Raw genomic sequence first — 4,278 nt, 5'->3', positions numbered from 1 at the left:
GCGGGTGGACCAGATTATCAACATGAAGCACGAGCTGGTTCTGCTTGCCGGCAGGATCGATTGGGACTGGATCGACGGCGAGATCGCACCGCTCTACAGCGAGAACGGCCGGCCTGGGATCGAGACCCGCTTCATGATCGGGCTGCTGTTGCTCAAGCACATTTACGGGCTGTCCGATGAGGGCGTGTGCGAGCGCTGGGTCCACGACCCCTATTTCCAGTTCTTCACCGGCGAAGAGTTCTTCCAGCACGTCTTCCCCCACGAGCGTTCGGACCTGAGCCATTGGCGCAAGCGGCTCGGCGACAAGCTGGAACTGCTGCTGGCCGAGAGCCTGCGGGTGGCGCACGAGGCCGGTGCGTTGCGCAGCCAGGACCTCAAGCGGGTCACGATCGACACCACGGTGCAGCCGAAGGCCATCAGCTTTCCGACCGATGCCAAGCTCTTGCATGCGGCGATCCGGGGGCTGAACCGCCTGGCGAGGAGGCACGGGGTCAGACTGCGGCAATCCTATTGTCGCCTGGCAAGGCCGCAGCGATGATGGCGGGCCGCTACGCCCATGCCAAACAGTTCAGACGGCATCAGCGGTAGTTGCGCCTCCTGCGCAGCCGGCTGGGCCGGATCATCCGCGACATCCGTCGCAAGATCGAGGGCCAGCCGGCGCTGGAGGAGGCATTCGCCCTCCCGCTTGGCCGCGCCAGCCAGATCCGCTCACAGCAGCAGCGCCAGCGCGGCTGGAAGCTCTATTCCTTCCATGCCCCGGAGGTCGACTGCATCGGCAAGGGCAAGGCCTCAACCCCCTACGAGTTCGGCGTGAAGGCTTCCATCGTCACCAACAATCGCCGTGCTCCCGGCGGCCTGTTCGTGCTGCATGCCAGGTCGCTGCCCGACAACCCCTACGACGGTCACACCTTGCGGGATGTCATCGACCGCACCGAGACCCTCACCGGCCGTCCGATCGAGCGGGCCTATGTCGATAAGGGATACCCCGGCCACGACGCAGAAAGCCCCCGGCGCGTCTTCATCTCCGGCCAGAAGCGCGGCGTCTTCGGCAGCATCAAGCGCGAGCTGCGACGCCGCTCCGCCATCGAGCCCATCATCGGGCACATGAAAGCCGAAGGCCACCTCGGCCGCTGTTATCTCAAAGGCCGCGCCGGCGACGCCGCCAACGTCGTCCTCTCAGCCGTCGGCCACAACTTCCGCCGCATCCTCGCCTGGCTCAGAGAACTCTTGCGCCAATTCCTGGAGTTGCTATGGCGAACGCTCGCCTCTCCAACTCAGCTCAATCCGGCTTCTTAACGGACGACTAACTAGATATGGCACCCTTGCGCGAATAGGCGCCGCGCGACGCCGACTTCACGACAAGATTCCCCACAGCCGCAGGAAGACGATGACATTTCGGGCGGGCCTGCGCCATGACCGGATCGATACGCCATGGTTCACGGAAGGGCCGATCGATGGCGTGAGGTTTCTCGCCATGTCGAGAATGTCCTTCTGCCCGGCCCCTCGCCCCGGCGGTGGCGTCGTCTACGATAAGCTCGGCAGTGCAAAGCAGTTCGACAACTCACGCGCTCCGTCGGAGCCCCGCTATTCTTCCCACCAAAATACTTGCCCTACCTGAACACGATCGCACGTCTTTGCCAAGCTCAACCATCTGCTCCGTAAACCTGCCGCGCAAACTGTCGAGGCGGTCTGCGCCGCAATCGGACACGCACTCAGCGGACGAATGCGCATTCAGGCTATCAACCTCCTGCCATCACGCTTTAGGGGCTCAGCCACGCGATCTCGCCCCCGATCAGAGCGCAGCGCACCAGCTCGGCGCCCGGCGTCGCAAGTGCGTCCGCCAGTGGCGCCTTCAGCAGGCAAAGATCCGCCGTCATGCCGACCCTCAACTGCCGGGGTGGTCCGCCGGGCGCCTCTGATCGGCCGAGATAAAGGTTCAATGCAACGTCGGGTGCAATGCGCTCCTCCGGGCCGAGGCTCTTCCCGCCCCGTGTCCGGCGCTCGATAGCCGCAGCGATCCCCGCCCAAGGATCGGGCGAGGCATAGGGTGCATCCGAGCTTCCCGCCACGGGCACACCTGCGCGGATGAGGCTCGCGCACCGGTAGAGGTCCTTAAGTTCGGCGGCCGGGACCTGCGTCAGGTAGCGATCGCCGCGATCGTGGATGAAGCTGGATTGGGTCACAACCGTAACGCCGGCGGCCTTGAGCAGCCCGATCGTGGCCTGCGGGATGACACCGCCATGTTCGATGCGATCGCCGGGTCGCGCGCCGGCGGTCTCGAGCGCAGCAAGCGCCACCGCCAGCTCGGCGGCTGTCACGCAGTGGACGGCGACGGCGCGTCGCCACGCGCGGGCGCGCCCGATGCGGGCCGCAAACTCCTCAATGGGCGGCAGTTCGTGTTCATCGAGCAGCATCTTCACCGCGCCGACCCTGAAGGCTCTGTCCGGCGGGGCTTCGAGGGCGCCGCCACTCATGACCGTGAGCGCTTGTGGCAGCTCACCCGTTCGATGGGCTTCGGCGAGCCGGCCGGCAGCGGCCTGGTCAGTGGTGATGCTAGCATCCGTGAGCGCCGTGACTCCGTAGCTTGCCAGCCGTGACCCGATATTCGCGAGCGGCGGCGGCTCGGCCCCGATGCGTTCGCGCAGCCAGGCATCGCCGCGCCAGACGCGTCCCGTTGGTCGACCAGCCGCATCGCGCTCGAGGACCTCCGGTAGACCGCCCTCACCTACCGCTGCGAGGCCAGCGCTATTTAGCATCCAGAGCGAGCCGGTCTGATGCTGCACCCGCAGGCGGTGACGTGGGGCAAGCGTATCGAGGATTTCGCGGGACAGTTCGCCGGCTAACGTCTCGTGGTAGCCGATAGCGCGCACCCAGGCGCCGGGGGGGCGCTCCGCCGCGGCCGCCTCGATCCTCGCCCGGAAGTCGGCTGGTGACGCAATGCCGCTCAGGTCGACCGAGGCCGCCTGGGCCGCGAGGCCGAAGATATGGATGTGATGGTCCGCGAGACCGGGGATCAGGGCGCCGCCGCGACCGTCCAGATCATCGCCGAATTTAGCCAAGCGAGGCCCTATTTCGGCGACGCGACCAGCTGCGAGGCGAACGTCGAGGCCGGTGAGGCCCTCGACTTCCACGTTGCGGAGAATCACGCGGCACTCCTGAAACCGCATACTACAGCCGCGCCAGCAGCTGAATCAGCAAGCGCGGCGTCCACCAGGACGCCCCCACCGTCCATGATTGCTTTGAGCGCGCCGGCCGCCGCCGCGAGGCCGGTGACGGGATCGGCGAGTGCATCGCCCAGGAACCGCGGTGCGCCGGAAGCCGTCCATCTCACCAGCCCGCCCGCGGCTGCGGCGTCATCGCCGAAAGCGACTCGGTTGGCCTGAACCCCGGTCCAGCCATAGCCGCTGATCGCGACCCAGACGAGGCCGGGGCGAGCGGCGAAGACCTCGTCGCAAGAGAGGCCCAGCGAAGCCAGCCCCCGGGGCCGGGCGCTGGTGATCACCGCATCGGCGCCGAGGATTGCGTCCTTTAGCCTAGCGCGGCCATCGTTCGTTGCCAGGTCGAGCGGCATTTCCGACTTCGCAGCATTGAGCCTCCTGAAGAGCTCCGGTGTCGAGGCGCGGGTGGGATCGAGCCGCCGCGTGCTTTCGACCTTGATGACGGCGCAGCCGGCAGCGGCCAACACGGCGCCGCAAAGTGGGCCGGCCCAGAGCGCAGAGAGGTCAACCACCCGGAGCTGGCGGTCCGGAAAGGCGCGGCCCGCGGACATCCGCGGGCTCGGCGCCTCCAGGATATTGTGCACGACCTCGCCGAGACCCGCCGCAGGCAGCCCGAGCGTCTCCGCATCTGCGATTAGGGCGCGCCATGCCTTTCCCGGCGCGTGGATGTCGATCGCGGCCCAGGGATCGACGTCGAAGTCGCAACCAAGCCAGGCAGGGACCAGCTCCCGGTCCTCCTCGCGCGCCAGATTCACCGCGATCCAACCATCGGTGACGCGGACCAGCCGGCATGCGCCATTTGGGGAGACGAGGCCCGGCTCCTTGAGCCGCGGCAGGCGTGCCCGATCGGTGACACCCAACTCCGGAATAGCCACGCGACGTCCGAGCCGGCCAGAAAGCGTTGCGATCTCGGTGGAGAGCCGATCAAGTGCGAGGGCGATCGGACTCATGCGGGCTCGTCCACAAGGCCCCAAGCGAGGGCCGTCGCAAGCTTGAGTTCGGCGCCGGAGATTGCCAGGAAGCAGGCGCGCTCGCGGCCGATGCGGCGGGGGATCGCTGC

2 protein-coding genes and 1 pseudogene are annotated in these 4,278 nt (G+C 67.1%); 1 reads left to right on the top strand and 2 read right to left on the bottom strand.

Features of this window, described 5'->3' with window-relative positions; genetic code table 11:
* Positions 1-1,296 (top strand): annotated as a pseudogene (locus IVA74_RS31020) (IS5 family transposase); the annotation flags it as partial.
* A 464-nt stretch (positions 1,297-1,760) separates the two neighbouring features.
* Here IVA74_RS31020 and IVA74_RS31015 read toward each other — a convergent pair.
* Positions 1,761-3,146: an amidohydrolase family protein gene (locus tag IVA74_RS31015; RefSeq protein ID WP_247350615.1), complete on the bottom strand. Its 1,386-nt coding sequence runs from the start codon at positions 3,144-3,146 to the stop codon at positions 1,761-1,763.
* On the bottom strand, positions 3,143-4,168 hold the full coding sequence (locus IVA74_RS31010; RefSeq protein WP_247350613.1) for a CoA transferase: 1,026 nt from the start codon (positions 4,166-4,168) through the stop codon (positions 3,143-3,145). Before IVA74_RS31010 ends, IVA74_RS31015 begins: the two co-directional genes overlap by 4 nt.
* Positions 4,169-4,278: the final 110 nt, after the last annotated feature.

Origin of the sequence: Bradyrhizobium sp. 132 (assembly GCF_023074185.1) — a bacterium.
In the GTDB taxonomy this organism is placed as follows: domain Bacteria; phylum Pseudomonadota; class Alphaproteobacteria; order Rhizobiales; family Xanthobacteraceae; genus Bradyrhizobium.
Note: the sequence above shows the minus strand (reverse complement) of the source record. Positions and strands in the feature narration are given on the sequence as shown.